We start from the raw sequence: 16,448 nt of genomic DNA, 5'->3' as shown, positions 1-16,448 counted from the left end.
GCGCCGGCTAGTTTCGCGACTGGAGCGTCATGGTGGGCCATCCTGGCTAATGATATTCAAAACGATGATCGTGCCGCGTGGTCAAGGGCTCGGAGGAGCGGCCGGCGCGCGGAGCGTCGCCAGCAGCTCAACTCGCCCTGGCCGCTGTCTCCTCCTGGAACGCATGATACGCCAGGCGAATGCCATGCGTCAGCGAAGTTCGAGCACGCCAACCGAGCTTCTCCAAGCGCGTGACGTCCAGAAGTTTGCGCGGAGTGCCATCTGGACGCGTCGCATCGAAGATGATCTGCCCACGATAGCCCACCACCTTCGCGGTCAGCCGGGCAAACTCGTCGATCGTGATATCTTGCCCGGTGCCGATGTTGATCAGATCCGGACCAGAATATATCTTCATGATGTGGATGCATGCATCTGCAAGGTCGTCAACATAGAGGAACTCCCGCCGCGGCCTCCCAGTGCCCCACACCACGACCTCGTCAGCGCCCGAGAGCTTGGCCTCATGAAAACGGCGGATCAGGGCCGCCACGACATGGCTGTATTCGGGATGGTAGTTGTCTCCAGGTCCGTAAAGGTTGGTCGGCATCACGTTGATGAAGTCGGAGCCGTACTGATGGCGATAAGCCTCGACCATCTTGATGCCCGCGATCTTTGCGATCGCATAAGGTTCATTTGTGGGCTCCAGGGGGCCTGTCAGGATCGCGCTTTCCTGGATCGGTTGAGGAGCCAACCTCGGGTAAATGCAGGAGGACCCTAAAAACATCAGCTTCTCAACACCATTCACGTGAGCGGCGTGGACGACGTTGCTCATGATCACCAAATTATCGTACAGAAATTCTGCCCGGAGCGTATTGTTGGCTACGATCCCGCCCACTTTCGCCGCGGCCAAGAAGACGACATGCGGACGATTGGCAGAAAACCATGCGAGTACGTCAGCTTGGTTGCGGAGGTCTAGTTCGCTTCGTGTTGGCGTCAGGAGTTGAATTCCTTCGGGCGCCAAGCGGCGGACGAGTGCAGACCCGACCATACCGCGATGGCCGGCGACAAAAACCGACTTGCCCGTTAGTTCAAACGAGGTTCCGGCCATTGGCGGCCTCCCGCTTCGCCGCGACGAGATCGCTGGCGACCATTTCGGAGACCAATTCGGTAAATTTTCTCCTCGGATTCCATCCAAGGATCTGCCGTGCTTTGGAAGGATCGCCAATGAGGAGCTCTACTTCCGTCGGTCGGAAATAAGTCGGATCGACCTTCACGAGGACCTTGCCCGTTTTCCCGTCGATGCCGACCTCGTCGATTCCCTTTCCTTGCCATTCGATCCGGCGTTCCACTTCCGCAAACGAAGCAGCGACGAATTCTCGTACGGAGTGCATTTCGCCGGTCGCAAGAACAAAGTCGTCAGGTCGGTCTCCTTGCAGAATGAGGTGCATGCCCTCCACGTAATCCTTCGCGTGCCCCCAATCGCGCTGTGCATCGAGGTTTCCGAGATAGAGCGTATCTTCCAAGCCGACCTCGATCCTCGCTACAGCGCGAGTGATCTTGCGCGTGACGAACGTCTCTCCGCGAAGGGGGCTTTCATGATTGAACAGAATGCCATTGCAGGCGAACATACCGTAAGCTTCGCGGTAATTCACCGTGATCCAATAACCGTAAAGTTTGGCGACCCCGTAGGGGGAACGCGGATAGAACGGAGTAGTCTCTCTTTGAGGAATTTCCTGCACGAGTCCAAATAGCTCGGATGTCGACGCTTGATAGAAGCGCGTCGCTTTTTCCATTCCGAGAATGCGGATAGCCTCCAAGATACGGAGCACTCCCACCGCGTCGGAATTGGCCGTGTATTCCGGGCTCTCGAAACTCACGCCGACATGGCTCTGAGCAGCGAGGTTATAGATCTCCGTCGGTCGGATCTGTTGCATAAGGCGGATCAGGTTCGTCGAATCCGTCATATCCCCATAGTGCATCAGGAACGGCACGTCTTTGTCGTGCGGATCCCGATACAGATGGTCGACTCTTGCCGTATTGAACGACGACGAGCGCCGCTTCACTCCATGGACCGTATAACCAAGCCCTAGGAGATACTCAGCCAGATAGGCGCCGTCCTGTCCCGTAACTCCGGTGATCAGCGCAACACGTTTAGAAGCCGTATGCATGTTTAATACACATCCGATAGAGAATTGGTCTTGTATGGTGCATAACGTGAAAGGTCGACCCTCTCACTCATACTTCATCTCAAAGCAATATTGAAATAGATTGGAATGGTCTCCTTGGGAGGAGATCGGAACTCTCGATCGGTTGGGTTAATCTCGCGCCCCTCCCAATATGCCACAGCTGTTCAGAAATTAATATTCGGCTTGGAATTTGATCTCCTCGGCTGGACTAGGTCTGTTACCCCGCAAGCGGATGTTATAGGCCTTTGATTGGTGGTCCTCGTGGAACTGCGATCGAGCGCCTTGTTCGGTCTGCTGCGGTTCGGGCCACGTTTGATCAGGTGCGGTGCTGCAGTGGCTGGTGTTGAACTTACATACGCGATCCCGGATATCCACGGCCGCGCAGATCTGCTCAAACTGGCCGTGGGTCGTATCATCGACCATTCGAGGGGGCGGCAAGCAAAAATTGTCACGCTAGGGGACTACGTCGACCGCGGTCCACAGAGCGCAGAAGTACTTGAGTTCATCATGAACTGGCTGGATCGCCATCCCCGCCTGATTGTCCTGAAGGGCAATCACGAGGTGATGATGCTGGCAGCCTGTCTCGGCCAAGCGAAGCATCAATGGTGGATGCAGAACGGCGGCGCTCAGACGCTCACTTCGTATGGCCTCGACCCGGCAAACCCGACAGACCTGAGACGGTTGCCTCCGGTTCACTTGCAGTTCATTGCGCAACTGCTTCGGATCCACGTGGATCAGTATCGAGTCTTCGTGCACGCCGGAGTGGACCCCGATCAACCGCTGGAAGCGCAGTCAGAGCGCACTCTACTGTGGAAACGCTACCAGCCCCATTTCGAGCAAGGCCATGGCCAGCGTCACGTTGTGCACGGACATGACGCGCAACCCTCAGGACCCGTTCTGACCGCTGGCCGGACCAACCTCGACTGCATGGCCTGGAAAACCGGACGTCTGGCTATTGGCGTTTTCGATGACGCACAGCCCGGCGGCCCCCGCGAGATTCTGGAGATCGAAACCTCCCGGTAAGGCGCACCCTGGTGCGCGCAGATCCTTTTGTAATCATGGTTCAGCCGCTCGCCTGGGAGCTCTGAAGGAAGCAAGCGACCGAACATGCACCGCGAAGACCGCGCTATTGTGACGGCTCCGTGCAATCGGCAAGCCCGGATTTTGCGGATTCTACGAATTGTGCCTCGACGTTGAGAGCAATGGATCGCTCGAGAGCAGATTTGCATTGCGGCCGGTCTTTGAGCTCGTGGTAGCTCTTCCCGAGGAAATAATACGCAGTTGCGTCATCAGGGCGCTTGCTGACGACTTCCTTCAAGAGCTCGACCGCGCGAGGATAGTTTTCGGACCTGAATTGAAGGATGGCAACCGCCCGTGCGACCTCGGGATCACTCGGGAAACTCTGCCTTGCTCTCAAGGCCACTTCCAAGGCCTTCGGATTGTTACCTGTCTTGCGAGCATACAGCAGAGTCAGCTCTCGCGTAGCGGGTGCGAACTCAGGATAAATTGAAAGAAGTTTCTCGTATCCCTGGATGGCGCCGTCAACGTCGGACCGCTTCACAGCAATTTCGCTCAGTCGCTGAAGCGCAACGGGGTCGTCGGGATAATCGTTGAGGAAGTCCTTGACCTTAGATTCATCCGGTCCGGCTCCGCCGCTCCCCTGTGCCAAGAAGTCGACGCGACGCTGACTTTCTGATTTGGAAGGTGTGACGGCGGAGGATTGCGCGACTTTCCCGAGAGCTGATGCGGCTGCGCTCTCGTCGCCGGTGACGTAGGCCGCCATTCCGTAGTGGAACTGGATATCTGCGTCGTTCGGGTTCTTGGACGCGCTGTCCCGCAGGAGCGCAAGCGCCTCCCGATACTGATGCTTCTTGAACAAGATCCAGCCCAGCGTATCAGCGATCCTTGAATCGCTCGGCACGGTCTCTTGAGCCTTCTTCGCTAGTTCAGATGCCTTCTCGATATTACCTTGATCAGAATAGATGACGGCGAGATTGTTCAGCGCCATCGGGTTGTTCGGCGCTAACGCGAGCGCAGCCTCATAGGCGTTTCGTGCGGCTTGAATATTGTTTTGCTGCTCCTGCAGGTTGGCCAGGAGGAGGAGCGGCGCCACTGTCTTTTTTCGGTTGGTGATTTCGGTGAGCTTCTTAATCGCCATCTCCGGCTTCTTTGCCGCGACATAAGCCCGCCCAAGAAGAAGTTGCGCCAATTCCAGATCAGGATTGATTTCGAGAGCCTTGGTGAGATCCTGTTCAGCGCCGTCGTAGTCACGCTTTTCGAGTTTTATTTTCCCGGATAGCCCCCACCACTGCGCCTCAGTTGAGTGCTTCTCGAGTTGCTGCTTTACGCGAGCCAAAGCTGCATCGAAATTGCCGGATTGTGCGTCTAGGTTGACCAGCGCTTCCGTTGCCGGCCCAAAATCTGGCGAGAGAGACAGACTTTTCTCAAAGTTTTGGCGAGCCTCGTCTGGCTTTCCTTTGCTGAGATAGACGGTCCCCATCGCCTGATAGGGAAGAGGGTCTTTCGGAAAGAGCCCGGCCATGCGTTGATAGACCTCCAGCGCGCCATCGGCGTTTTGCTGCGACAAGTACGCTGCGGCCAGCAAATTGTACGCCTCTTCGGTTTCAGGATGCCGAGCGACGACGGGGTTGAGGAGATCGACGGCGGAGGCACCGCTGCCCTTGCGAATTTTCAAATCCGCCAGAAGCAAGGCGGCCTGATCGAAGGTTGGGGCAAGCTGAAGAGCCGAGGTCAGGAAGCCTTCAGCGCTGTCAATGTACTTGCGAGCATTCACCGGATCCAGGGTGCGCGCCACCATCAGGTAAGCACGCGAGAGGCTGTACAAAAGCTGGGGGCTTTGGCCGCTGAGCTTGAGGGCCTGGTCGAAGGAGCGGATCGCGGCGGTCGGATCGTTCTTATCCAGGCTGATATTTCCGCTGATCAACAATGCGTCGAAATTGATGGGATCCTGAGACAGGACGTTTTGGACCCGGCTGACACAGGCCTCGTCCTGCTTGGCCGAGCACGCGATCTTCATAAGCATCACGCGCGGTGGCAGATAGGACGGGAACTTTTCATTGAGCTTTTGCAGGACTTCGCGCGCACGATCCACATTGTCCGTTGCAATCAGGAAGTCAGCATAGCGGATTGTTGCTGCAAGCCGGGGAGGCTCGAGTTCAGCTGCTGTCCGGTAGGCGGTATCGGCGGCCTTGAGGTCCTTCCGCTTCCAGTGAAGCGTTGCCATGGCAGTGAGCGCGCCGGCGGATTTCGGATCAAGGCGGAGCGCTTCCTGGAATTTCTGCTCGGCGGCGGTATCGTTATTTTGGCGAGCCTCAAGCACGCCTTGGGCTATATGGTAGCCCGCCTGATCTCCATTCTTCTTAACCAGCTCGTCCAAGATGCCACGTATCTCGTCAACGGCATTGGTTGTGTCACCGCTATCGGCAAGAAGGATTGCGGCCTCCTCCTGCTGCGGTGCCAGGTCGAGTGCCTTTACAGCTATCTCTCGCGCCAATTTGAAGTCCCGGGTCAGGAGGTCGGCCAAACCCAGCTTGATTTGAATCTCGGCATCGTCCGGCTTCAGTTCGGCGGCTTGCTTCAGGAAGGGGATCGCGACTGGCCACTGGCCCTGTTCACTGTAGAGCAACGCCAAGCCGCGGATGGCCTCCGGCTGAGAGGGGTTCTGGCGGAGCGCCGTCCGGAAGTTCTTTTCAGCAACGTCAAACTGGTTGTGCTGACGCGCTTCTTCGCCTGTGGTAACGAGGTCCTTTGGCGTTTCGGCCTTGGATTCCGGACGTCCACAGCCCGTCGTCATCAGTGGGAGCAAGACGGCAATCAGGAGAGTGGAAGCGCGCCGCATGGGTAGCCCTCGAGATCTCGCCGCCACAGAAACAACATATTTAGAGTTCCTGGCAGCCGAATTAATCGTTTTACATAATAGTGTTTGGCAGGTGCTGCCTATTTCGTGCTAGTGGCAAACCAGAGAAGCCATTGCTCTACATGTCTTTTAAAGCGGATTTATAAAGAGGGCGGGGAGCCTGCGGTGTCAATAGAAGTTGTCCAATCTTCGTTAACCGCAGGGGGGCGAGCCAAAGGTAAGTCTACCTGGTTCAATCTCCAACGGGATGAGTTGTTTTGCACGCTCTATGTCGTGGGTTGTGCGAATGGACTGCTGGGCCGCTTTATCCAGGCGATTCATGCGGATAGCGCACTGGCGTCAGCACTGAGCATCGACATCAACGCTATCGTATTCTTTGCCTGCTTTGCGGGTCTGTCGATGATGTTCTCGAGCCTCGGACAAAGTGCGGGGGGGCAACAGATCCAAAAGATGGACATCGCTGTCGCTGCGATTTTCTTGGTCCTGGTTGCGCTTCCGATCTATCCTTTGAGCTGGGTCGCGGTTACTGGTCTTAGTGTCTACGTCGTGCTGCGGGCTCGTGACAATTCCGACCGGGCCCGCGCCGCAATTATTCTGTTCGCGCTGGCGGTCCCGATGTTCTGGAGTCGCCTGCTTTTTCAGATGTTTGCCAAAACGATCTTGGATATCGATGCATTGTTGGTTGCAACGGTGCTCGATTCATCGCGGGTTGGAAACATGGTCCGGTTCGTCGACGGCTCGGGCTATATGATCGTGTTGGCGCCATGCTCTTCACTTGCCAATATGTCGCTCGCTTTCCTCTGCTGGATTAGCATTTCGCAATGGGTCCGGCATCGGTGGTCGAAGATTGACCTGCTGTGGTCAGGTCTCGCTTGCTTGTCGGTGGTCGCCGTGAACGTCACGCGCATCAGCCTGATGGGGCTAGGACAATCCTACTACAGCGCCATCCATAACCAGTGGGGCGATCTTGTTACCAATACTATCATGTTGATGTTGATGGTTATGTTCAGCGTTGTCGGAGCAAGACGTGAAATCTTCGCGCGGGTTTAAATTTCTGCTGAGCGCGACACTCATATTCACTCTGGGCTGCAAATTGCTGCTCCGGCCGGCTGCTTCCGGCGAGGGAGCGATGTCGCCGCAATCGCAGCTTGCCGAATTTCTGACCAGGCAGCATTTCAGCGTCTCTGTCGTAGAGCACCCTGCGGACGGTCAGCCGTCGGTTGTGGCGTCCACAGGAGTGTGCCGGATCTCGGCTTTCCGCTCACCGGCGATGGGTTCGGATCGTGACTTGGTGCGTCGGCTTGCCTTGCCCACAGATGAGGTATTCGTGGTTTATCGCGGCAAAATCTATAATGAGCAGCCGACTTGGCTTACGGTTTCGGACTTCCTGTGGGCTAGAGCGCTACGCGAACTTGGAATCAGTTCCACCGAACGCGCTGTTTACGCTATCATTTCTCCCAAGAATTGCAGCGTGTCCCGGTTGCCTTGGGAGGAGTTCACGGCCCGAGCGGCCACTGCTCCCGTTTAATTAACCTGGTCTTGAGATTAATGTCGCTTTCCTTGACGCAGCGCGATATTATTAAAGAAATATTAGGTGTTGCAAAAATGCAACAGCTCTCCATTTCACCTTAGCATTGGGAACTCGCTGTGAACGAAATTGTGCCGATGCGTTCGTCGTCAGGCTCGCCCGTCCCCTCGGCTGCCCCGGCGCCAAGCTTTGCGCAGAAGGTCGATAGTGTTGTCGGATTCCTGCGACGGCGATGGTTCATCATCTCTGTTTGTCTTGCTGCGGCTCTTCCCTTCGGTCTTATCAATCACTTCTTCGCCAAGCCTACGTACACCTCCTCGTCGACCATCATGGTCGATCCCCGGGTGACCCAGCTGTTCCCCAACTCCATGGTTCCGGATGCCTCGCGAGATCCGTCCTGGGTGGAGAACCAAATCGGCGTGCTGAAATCGCAGGGCGTCGCCGCCTATGTGGTCAAACAGCTCCGCCTTGCCGACGACCCTGAATTCCTGAGAGAGGATCCCGGCGTCTTCGCCTCGATGTTTGAGCATCTTGGTTTGGCGGCCGGTTTTAAGAAGCTTGGGCTGGGAGGAGCTTTGATTGCGGTTGGCCTCGCAGAACCTGACCGGCAGCGGAGCGAGGCGGAGCGCATTGGCGAGGCGCAGGGCGCCTTCACGCGCCGGATCGAGGTGAAACGGGTCGGCCTGAGCAACATGCTGCGGGTGGAGTTTCGTTCGCGCAATCCGGATCAAGCGGTGAAGATCGCGAACACGATGGTGGACGCGTACATCTACGACCAATTGACTGCAAAGTATCAAGCCAATCGCCGCGCAAGCGATTGGCTTTTGGAGCGATTGCAGGTTCTGCGTGAAGATGCGGCCAATGCCGAGCGCGCGGTGCTTGAGTTCAAATCGAAGAACAACATTGTGGCGGCCGGCGGAAAGTTGGTCAACGACCAGGAAATGATGGATGCAACGAACAAGGTTGCACAAACCAAGGCTGCTGCGTCCGACATCCAGGCCCGCCTGAACCGTATCGATGCGGTTGTCAAATCCGGTCAATCCAGCGCGGATGCCGGTTTCGACGAGACCATTGCGGCAGCCGACGAGACCACAAGCGATGCGATGCAGAACTCCATTATCGGACAGCTGCGAAAGCAGTACCTTGATCTTGTGAACCGCGAAATGACGTGGTCGGCCCAATACGGGAAGAACCATGTCGCGGTTCTTAATCTGCAAAAGCAGATCAGGGACCTTCGCCGCTCGATGATGAGCGAACTGGTCCGCATCCGGGAGTCGCTGAGGAGCGAGTACGACATCGCCAGCCAGCGGCAGGCGACGGCGGAGAAGACGCTTGCGGATGTCGTCGCGCGATCAAAGGGCGTGAACCAGGCGCAAATTACATTGTTCAATCTGGAAGCCACTGCGCAAAGCTATCGCCGCCTGTATGATAACTTCCTGCAACGTCACACGGAGGCGGTTCAGCAACAGACGTTGCCTGTCACGGAAGCACGGGCCATTTCCCCGGCAGCCGTGTATCAAACCGGTCCGAAGCGGGGCATGATCTGGTTGACCACCCTGTTGGCTGGTGCGGGGCTCGGCGTGGGCTTTGGTGCGCTCCGCGAATTGATGGATCGAGGCTTCCGTACCAAGGAGCAGGTGCAGAGTGCACTCTCGCTGCAATGTCTCAGTCTTGTCCCGGTTCTGACCGACCGTGCCATGCTCGGAATCTTGAATGATCCGAGGACGCTCGCTATGCAAGCTCGCACCACCTCGACTGTTGCGGCGGTGCTCCGAAACACGATGGTGCAGCGGATCCACAAGACCTCTCGTCTGATGCGGACGGTTCAGCAGGCTCCGGATTCGATCCTTGCTGAATCAGTCCGGATGATCAAGCTGAACCTGGAACTGGAGGCGCCATCTGAGTCGCGCCGGGTGCTCGGCATAACGTCCGCCTTTCCGGGCGAAGGCAAATCATCCTTAGCAGCTGCCTTGGCGGCCGTGATCGCTCAAGGAGGGCAGCAGGTCATCCTGGTCGATTGCGATCTTCGGAATCCATCCCTCTCGCGAGCTCTGTCACCTGATGCGAAACTGGGAGTAGTTGATGCGATCCACGGACATTCCAATTTCCAGGAGCTGATTTGGACGGACCCGGCGACAAATCTGTCGTTTTTGCCTGGTGCCGCTAGGTCGGCGATCTCTCCGAGCGAGTTTCTGGCATCCTCCGAGGCTTTGACGCTTTTCTCTGCGCTTAGAAAAGTTTTCGACTACGTCATCGTTGATCTTCCGCCGCTTCTGGCCGCGACCGACGTTCGCGCCGCGTCGCAACTTCTGGACTCCTATCTTTTGGTCGTGGAGTGGGGACAAACCAAGATCGATGCGGTCCAATACGCCCTGCGACATGCGCCCGCTGTGTACGACCGGACGGCTGGTATCGTTCTGAATAAAGTCGATGTGGAAGCGATGGGGCGGTACGATACGTATGGCGGGATGTACTATGGCTACTCTTACGGGAGTATGCCGGGCGGTGCGCAGAAGAGCGGACGAGCCGAGCTTTCGGCGTGATCGCTCCGAGCAAGCAAAGCACGTTCGGATGCAAGCTCATGACCTCCTGCTGACGCGGCCGTCAATGGCGCAATGACAGGGGCGTTGTTAACGCTACGCAACAGACTTCGTGTAATAGGTTCCACCACGAACCGCCGTGGCGGCGGCTGAACAACCTTAATTTGCGCTGAACGGGCCCAATGAGTTCATGGCACTGGTAGACAACGTCCCCGACGGGCATCGCCCGATCAACGCCCGGCAGGATAGAAATAGCATAACGATTGAGCCGGGCGGAATCGACCGACGGTACTGGCAGCACCTGTGGAGCTACCGGGAACTGTTCATCGTCCTTGCACGCCGTGACATATCAGTGCGGTACAAACAGACGGTCATCGGAGTGGCCTGGGCAGTGATCCGGCCATTGATTACGATGCTGATCTTCACGATCGTGTTCAGCCGTATTGCTCAACTCCCGGCGGGGGTTGCAGTGCCATATCCGCTGATGGTTTTTGTGGGAATGCTACCATGGACGTTCTTCGCCTCATCGGTGGTCGAGGCATCGAACAGCGTGGTGCAAAATTCCGCACTGGTGAGTAAGGTCTATTTTCCCCGCGTCATCATCCCGTTCGCCAGCGTCGTGACTGCGTTTGCCGACTTCATGATCGGAATCGTCCTGCTTTCGATGTTGATGCTGTTCTATCGCGTGGCTCCAGGCTGGCACATCGTCTTTTTGCCCCTGTTCTTCATGCTCGCTTTTGCGTTGAGCTTGGGTTCGGGTTTGTTTTTTGCGGCACTTAACGTTAAATACAGGGACTTCCGGCATGTGATCCCATTTCTGGTACAGCTCGGCCTGTACATATCGCCGGTTGGGTTCAGCACGGCCGTCGTCCCAAGTGACTGGCGTATGCTGTACGCGCTGAACCCGATGGTTGCCGTCATCGACGGATTTAGATGGTGCTTGATCGAGGGAGCGCCGAAGCCAGAAGCATCCACGCTCGCCATTGGTGTTGCCGCTGCCTTGGGTTTGGTCGTCCTGGGCGTTTGGAAATTCCGCTCTACCGAGCGCGAGTTTGCTGACCAGATTTGAGATTGGTAGATGCGCGACGTTGCCATATCGGTAGAAGGACTGTCGAAGCGCTACTGGCTCGGCCATCGACGGAGCTCGTCCAACTATCTCTTGCGCGATGCGATCGTTGCTCAATTTCGATCAGTAGCGCGAAATACGGCCGACTTGTTCTCCGGACGCCAAATCATACAGGGCGATACTCTTGAGGAGTATTGGGCGCTTCGTGACGTCAAGTTCGACGTCGGGGCAGGCGAAGTGCTCGGCCTCATCGGACGGAATGGCGCGGGAAAATCCACTCTGCTGAAGATACTGAGCCGGATCACCGAGCCGGATGCCGGGAGAGCCAGCATACGAGGCAGGGTGGCGAGTCTGCTTGAGGTCGGTACTGGGTTTCATCCCGAGCTCAGTGGCCGCGAGAATATCTTTCTAAACGGCGCCATCCTTGGCATGAGCCGGGCTGAAATTCGTGCTCGTTTCGACGAAATTGTTGCGTTTGCGGGCGTGGAACGGTTCTTGGATACGCCGGTCAAGCGATATAGCAGCGGCATGTATGTCCGGCTGGCGTTCTCGATCGCGGCACATCTGGAGCCCGAAATCCTGATCGTCGACGAAGTGCTGGCAGTCGGCGATGCCGAATTCCAAAAGAAGTGCCTCGGCAAGATGCAGTCGGTCGCGACGAAAGACCACCGAACGGTGCTTTTCGTCAGCCACAACATGCAGGCTGTGCAGTCCCTTTGCGATCGGGTCTTGCTGCTGGAGGGCGGCCGTGTGGCTCGACAAGGTCCCGCGAGGGATGTGGTAGCAAGCTATCTCTCGGACAGCCAAACCGAAACAGGCATAAGAGAGTGGACCCTCGAACAAGCACCGCAACGAGATGGGGTGGCGCTGGTCGCTGTTCGTCTGTTCAGAGGCGACGGTGTTCCTTCGAGCCTTTTCGAGAGTGATGGGGATATTAACATCGAGCTCGAGTTCACCGTCTCAGACGTTCCTACCGGAACGTTTTGCGTCGGGTTCGATCTTTTCGACTCTGAAGGCGGTACGATTTTTCGCAGCTATCAGACCGACGCGCAACGGCGGGAATGGCTCGAGCCGCACGTAGGGCAAAACGTCTGGCGATGCAGGATTCCGGGGGGGCTGCTGAATGAGGGGACCTTCTACGTCAGCCCTCGGCTTAGCATTCACAACGTGGTTTGGCTGGTCAAAGAAGATGCTGTGATTCAGTTTCAGGTTCGGTTGCGCCATGGAAAATCCCCGCTGTGGGACACCATCGAAGGCAACAGGCCCGGCCAGATTGCTCCTATCTTGGAGTGGTCACGGCGAACCGGTATGATCTCCTGAGAGGAATTGGGCATGCTTCCAAAAATCTCAGTCATTACGCCGTCGTTCAACCAGGGCTCGTTCATTGAACAAACAATCAGCTCGGTGCTCAAGCAGGACTACCCCAACCTTGAGTACATCGTAATCGACGGGGGTAGCACGGACGAAACTGTTTCTGTTATCAAACGCTATAGCAGCCGAATTGCGTACTGGGTGAGCGAGTCCGATCGCGGGCAAACGCATGCCATCAACAAAGGTCTTTCGAGGGCTACCGGCGACATTATCGCCTACATCAACAGCGATGATTATTATTTGCCTGGGGCGCTCGAGAAGGTCGCACGTTACTGGGTCGAGCATCCCGATTGTGATCTCGTCCACGGCCAATGTGAGATCGTTGATCATGTCGGGGCGCTTGTTAGATTGCAGCAAGGCGACATCAGAAGCCTCGAACAATGCCTAGACTTATGGGGGGTCTGGTGGGGCGGACGGAATTTCGTTCAGCCAGAAGTCTTCTGGACGCGTCGCATGACCGAGAAGATCGGCCCTTTCCGCGAGGATCTCCACTGGGTGATGGACTACGATTATTGGGCCCGGATCTTTGCTGTCGGGGGGCGGGCTGGGTTCATAGACGATCGCCTGGCGGCCTTCCGCCTGCATCCCTTACAAAAGTCTACCCAGCCCGAACGTACAGCGAATGAACTGCTCAGCGTCGTGCGGCCCTATCTGTTCTCGAAGAGCACTCCCATAGGAAGAAAAGAGCAGATCCGCCTTCGCGCTGAATGGATGTATCACGCGGAATTCCTTCCGCGCGTGCGTGAATCGATTGCTTGCAACGAGCCCCCGGCGCGCAGAAGGGCAAAGTTGGCTGGCTACGCATTGTCGCATCCGAGTGTTCTGCTCGCAGGGCCGTTCAGAACTCGATTGACAGCCTCGGTCAAGCCATTGTTTTCGAACACAGTCCTTGGAGGCAAGTTGTGAGCATCGGAGCCGTTCTTTTGCGCCTTCGTCAAAAGTACAGTCGCGGATTTCGCGTCGCCTATGCTCGCGATCGCGTACGGCCCCGGATCCTGAATACGGCGCCGATTACCGACACGAACGATTCGCGTTGTGAGATCCATGTCCTGACATCGGCCCAGGATTGGCTTAACCTCATTTGGACTTTGAAGTCGTTCTACCTCATGAGCGGCCGCCACTACGCGCTCTGCGTGCACGAAGATGGCTCGGTTCCGCCCGAAGGCCTCGAGGCGATCAGGAAGCATTTCCCAGCCGCCCGCATCTTGCTTCGCGCTGATGCCGATCGCCAGGCGCGAGACTTCCTCCGCGGGTATCCGAGATGCGAGGCGTTTCGGCAAGCTAATGCATTGGCACTCAAGCTCTTCGATTTCAAGATGAGCCTGCGATCGCCGAGGATGCTACTTTTCGACAGCGATCTCTTGTTCTTTCGCGAGCCCTCGGCCTTTTTGAACCGCGCTGAAGATCCGGCCTATCTCCGCAATACGTTCAATCGGGACGTCGAAACTTCATATTCGTTCGACTGGAGGATCGTGGAGGAGCGCCTCGGTTTCGAGGTCACGGAAGAGGTCAATTCGGGATTTGGTGTCATCCAACCCGACTCGATGCGGGTGGATTGGATTGAGGAGTGTCTTGGACTGGATGGTATTCTGGATGGCCATCCATGGCGGATCGAGCAGACGCTGTTTGCCTTGTTGAGCTCGCGTTACGGTGTGGAGTTGTTGCCGCAAGACTATCAAGTCTATCTTACGCCGGGCCTCGGCGAGCGGCCGTTCCGCCACTACGTGGGCGCCGTGCGACATCTGATGTACAGCGAAGGAATGCTTCGCCTGGTCAAGCAAGGCCTCCTGGATATGAAGCCGGCGCCGTCGACGGACAAGGCGATGGTCAGCATGGCAACGGCATTGTCCCAGAGGAGCAGTGTCTGATGCTCGTTTCGATCCTAATACCCTGCTACAACGCGCGGCAATGGGTCGGTCAGGCAATCGACAGCGCGCTGGCGCAAACCTGGCCGAATGTCGAGGTCATCGTTGTCGATGACGGCTCTACAGACGGCAGCTTCGATGTCATTCAGTCCTATGGTGATCGCATTCGATACGTGGGGGGACCAAATCGAGGCGGGAATCAAACGCGGAATCGGCTGCTCGAGCTCGCTCGAGGTGAGTGGGTCCAGTATCTTGACGCCGACGATTATCTCCTGCCCGACAAGATAGAAAACCAAGCCAAGCTTATCCAGTCTCTGGCGGATGTCGATCTCGTTATCGGGCCGGCGATTTGGGAGTACTATTCGTCTGACGGCGCTCGCCGAGAGGTCATGGAGATACCCGAGCCGTTGGACTATTGGTCTCTTCTGGCCAGTTGGAAGTTGCCGCAGACCGGTGCACCGCTTTGGCGAAAAGCTGCGATCCTGGATGTCGGCGGATGGGATCCGAAGCAGCCGTGTTGTCAGGAGCATGAACTGTATCTGCGCTTGCTCATGGGGGGCAAGCGATTTGGTTTCAGCGCGAAGAACGGCGCAGTGTATCGCCAGTGGAGCGACCAAACGCTCTGCAAGCGCGACATCAGACTGGTCCACACCCGCCGGCTCATGATCGAGCAGCAGCTCGAGGATTTTCTCAGGAGCCGGGGCGAGCTAACTTCCAGCCGCTTGTTCACTATCAATCTGGCGCGCTTTGAGATTGCGCGGAGCGCCTGGGCATATGACAGAGCGCGCTCGATCGGCCTAATTCGCCAGATATTTGCAACCGACTGGTGGTTCTCGCCGCGCGGCCGAGCCGCGCCGCTCGGATATCGATTTGTCTTTCACGCATTTGGATTTCGGGCTGCCGAAGCCGTTGGCCATATGCTCAGGAACGGTATTTGGAGCCGAACCATCTGATGTCGGGGCGAGCAGCACCTGATAGAGATAGGCACAAGAACTATCCGTATTTGCTCCTCGCAACTGACAGCGATGTTCAAGGAGCTTATTCCGGCTATACGCAGCTCGCAAAACATGTGCCGCATGCAGCTTTGCTCAGAAACCGCAGGCGGGAGCCGCGGACTGTCGTCGAGCGCGCGGCTCAGCGGTGGATCAATCAATTCACGGGTTCAAGCTGGTATCGCTTCAGTTCGATGCAGCCGGAGCTTCGTGCGTGGCTTCAATGTCAAACAGGATTTGAGGGACTCGTGCACTTCCTGTGGGGGGAGCGTGACTGGGGGATTATCGACTGCCTGCCCTCCAGGCGTCGGCCGAAGGTGTGCGCCACCTTTCATGCATGTACAGATACGTTGCCTGCCACGCTTCGCGCGAGCCGGCTAAGAAGCCTTGATGGCATCATCTTGATGAGTGAAACGCAACGCGAATTCTTTCTGAACCGTGGCGTCGACGGCGAGAAGATTGAGGTCATTCCGCACGGCATCGACCTGAGCCATTTTCATCGTTCCGAAGCCGCGACCAGCGAGCGCTTCACGGTCCTTTCCGTGGGAAGCTATCGTCGCCGCTTCGATCTGTTGAGAGCCGTCGTAGAGATCATCGGCAGCGTTCGTCCAGAAATTTCGTTCGTCGTGGTTGCCTCTCCTGATAAGACGCGAGAACTTGAGGGGCTCGCGAATGTCAGACTTCTAACCGGTGTGTCCGACTTGGATCTTCGCCGGCTGTACAGCTCGTCATCGTGTCTCCTAATGACTTTGCAGGCGGCAACGGCCAACAACGCGATCCTGGAAGCAATGGCTTGCGAGCTGCCGATCGTCAGCGAAGATGTCGGCGGCATCAGAGAATATGTCGGTGAGGCCGGGGTCCTGGTTCCTCCGGGTTCGGTGGATGCGTTGGTCGAAGCTATCCTGTCGTTGCACGAGGACCGCGACTCGGCGGCGCGCATCGGACGCATCGGCGGGATTCGGGCGAAGAGCTTTGATTGGCCGATCATCGCGGCGCGAACAACAGCCTTTTACAAGCGCGTTTTGGCAGCCTGAGATGCAAGGCGTA

13 protein-coding genes are annotated in these 16,448 nt (G+C 56.9%); 10 read left to right on the top strand and 3 right to left on the bottom strand.

Annotation, left to right across the window (positions count from 1 at the left end; genetic code table 11):
- Nucleotides 1–127: 127 nt before the first annotated feature.
- Both JJE66_RS29550 and gmd read right to left on the bottom strand, forming a co-directional pair.
- The gene (locus JJE66_RS29550) at nucleotides 128–1,084 is read right to left on the bottom strand and encodes a GDP-L-fucose synthase (RefSeq protein ID WP_200517966.1); all 957 of its coding nucleotides are present in this window, start codon (nucleotides 1,082–1,084) and stop codon (nucleotides 128–130) included.
- On the bottom strand, nucleotides 1,065–2,144 hold the full coding sequence (gmd, locus tag JJE66_RS29545) for a GDP-mannose 4,6-dehydratase (RefSeq protein ID WP_200517964.1): 1,080 nt from the start codon (nucleotides 2,142–2,144) through the stop codon (nucleotides 1,065–1,067). Before gmd ends, JJE66_RS29550 begins: the two co-directional genes overlap by 20 nt.
- Nucleotides 2,145–2,423: 279 nt before the next feature.
- On the opposite strand from gmd, the gene JJE66_RS29540 reads away from it, so the two are divergent.
- Nucleotides 2,424–3,185, top strand: coding sequence for a metallophosphoesterase family protein (locus JJE66_RS29540; RefSeq protein ID WP_200517960.1), 762 nt, complete (start codon nucleotides 2,424–2,426; stop codon nucleotides 3,183–3,185).
- Nucleotides 3,186–3,288: 103 nt separating this feature from the next.
- Here JJE66_RS29540 and JJE66_RS29535 read toward each other — a convergent pair whose 3' ends face one another.
- The gene (locus JJE66_RS29535; protein ID WP_200517958.1) at nucleotides 3,289–6,021 is read right to left on the bottom strand and encodes a tetratricopeptide repeat protein; all 2,733 of its coding nucleotides are present in this window, start codon (nucleotides 6,019–6,021) and stop codon (nucleotides 3,289–3,291) included.
- A 183-nt stretch (nucleotides 6,022–6,204) separates the two neighbouring features.
- Here JJE66_RS29535 and JJE66_RS38735 point away from each other — a divergent pair, with 183 nt between their 5' ends.
- The 9 genes from JJE66_RS38735 (at nucleotide 6,205) to JJE66_RS29490 (ending at nucleotide 16,435) form a co-directional block, all read left to right on the top strand.
- Nucleotides 6,205–7,089, top strand: coding sequence for a hypothetical protein (locus JJE66_RS38735; RefSeq protein WP_200517956.1), 885 nt, complete (start codon nucleotides 6,205–6,207; stop codon nucleotides 7,087–7,089).
- Complete coding sequence (locus tag JJE66_RS29525; protein WP_200517955.1) at nucleotides 7,067–7,567, top strand: hypothetical protein; 501 nt, start codon at nucleotides 7,067–7,069, stop codon at nucleotides 7,565–7,567. The genes JJE66_RS38735 and JJE66_RS29525 overlap by 23 nt, the downstream gene beginning before the upstream one ends.
- 119 nt (nucleotides 7,568–7,686) lie before the next feature.
- Nucleotides 7,687–10,110 (top strand): AAA family ATPase, encoded by a 2,424-nt coding sequence (locus JJE66_RS29520; protein WP_200517953.1) that lies wholly within the window; start codon nucleotides 7,687–7,689, stop codon nucleotides 10,108–10,110.
- Nucleotides 10,111–10,297: 187 nt separating this feature from the next.
- Entirely contained in the window at nucleotides 10,298–11,176 is an 879-nt protein-coding gene (locus JJE66_RS29515; RefSeq protein ID WP_200517952.1) for an ABC transporter permease, read from the top strand.
- A gap of 9 nt (nucleotides 11,177–11,185) precedes the next feature.
- Nucleotides 11,186–12,493: an ABC transporter ATP-binding protein gene (locus JJE66_RS29510; protein ID WP_200517950.1), complete on the top strand. Its 1,308-nt coding sequence runs from the start codon at nucleotides 11,186–11,188 to the stop codon at nucleotides 12,491–12,493.
- A gap of 12 nt (nucleotides 12,494–12,505) precedes the next feature.
- Nucleotides 12,506–13,450 carry a glycosyltransferase family 2 protein gene (locus JJE66_RS29505; RefSeq protein ID WP_200517949.1) on the top strand — a complete coding sequence of 315 codons (945 nt, stop codon included), beginning with the start codon at nucleotides 12,506–12,508 and terminating at the stop codon, nucleotides 13,448–13,450.
- Nucleotides 13,447–14,412, top strand: a complete 966-nt coding sequence (locus JJE66_RS29500) for a hypothetical protein (RefSeq protein WP_200517947.1) — start codon at nucleotides 13,447–13,449, stop codon at nucleotides 14,410–14,412. The genes JJE66_RS29505 and JJE66_RS29500 overlap by 4 nt, the downstream gene beginning before the upstream one ends.
- Nucleotides 14,412–15,362, top strand: coding sequence for a glycosyltransferase (locus tag JJE66_RS29495; RefSeq protein ID WP_200517945.1), 951 nt, complete (start codon nucleotides 14,412–14,414; stop codon nucleotides 15,360–15,362). Before JJE66_RS29500 ends, JJE66_RS29495 begins: the two co-directional genes overlap by 1 nt.
- The gene (locus JJE66_RS29490) at nucleotides 15,344–16,435 is read left to right on the top strand and encodes a glycosyltransferase family 4 protein (protein WP_200517944.1); all 1,092 of its coding nucleotides are present in this window, start codon (nucleotides 15,344–15,346) and stop codon (nucleotides 16,433–16,435) included. The genes JJE66_RS29495 and JJE66_RS29490 overlap by 19 nt, the downstream gene beginning before the upstream one ends.
- Nucleotides 16,436–16,448: the final 13 nt, after the last annotated feature.

The organism is Bradyrhizobium diazoefficiens (genome assembly GCF_016612535.1).
GTDB lineage: Bacteria > Pseudomonadota > Alphaproteobacteria > Rhizobiales > Xanthobacteraceae > Bradyrhizobium > Bradyrhizobium diazoefficiens_C.
This window is presented reverse-complemented; position numbering and strand designations above follow the sequence as displayed.